Below are 568 nucleotides of genomic sequence, written 5' to 3' on the forward strand. Positions count from 1 at the left end.
CCGACCAGACGGCCATCGGCCGTGCGGCGCACGACGTTCACCGCACCGATCAGGCGGGCCTCGGGCGTCACCTCATCGCACAAGGCAAGGATGGCCGTCTTGTGCGGTACGGTGACGACGAAGCCATCCAGGTTCTGCACCGCCCGCAGTCCTTGCACCGCCTGCGCCAGCCCCTCGGGCTTCACATGCACGGGCACCATGACACCGTCGATCTGGCGTTCGGCGAACAGCTGGTTGATGCGCTGCGGCGTCTTGACATGGTGGATGGGGTCGGCCAGGATGCCGAAGATCTGCGTGCTGCCGGTGATGTCTCGCATGGTGTCAGGCCAGGGTGTAAGAGGTCTTGGTGGCGGTGTANATGACACCGTCGATCTGGCGTTCGGCGAACAGCTGGTTGATGCGCTGCGGCGTCTTGACATGGTGGATGGGGTCGGCCAGGATGCCGAAGATCTGCGTGCTGCCGGTGATGTCTCGCATGGTGTCAGGCCAGGGTGTAAGAGGTCTTGGTGGCGGTGTAAAACTCGCGCGCGTAGGTGCCCTGCTCTCGCGGACCGTAGCTGGAGGCCTT

1 pseudogene is annotated in these 568 nt (G+C 64.4%); it reads right to left on the reverse strand.

From position 1 onward, the window contains the following. Positions 1-317 (reverse strand): annotated as a pseudogene (locus QZH66_RS18210) (quinate/shikimate dehydrogenase); the annotation flags it as partial. Positions 318-568 lie beyond the last annotated feature (251 nt).

The sequence above is a fragment of the Stenotrophomonas sp. YIM B06876 genome (genome assembly GCF_030711595.1).
In the GTDB taxonomy this organism is placed as follows: Bacteria; Pseudomonadota; Gammaproteobacteria; order Xanthomonadales; family Xanthomonadaceae; genus Stenotrophomonas.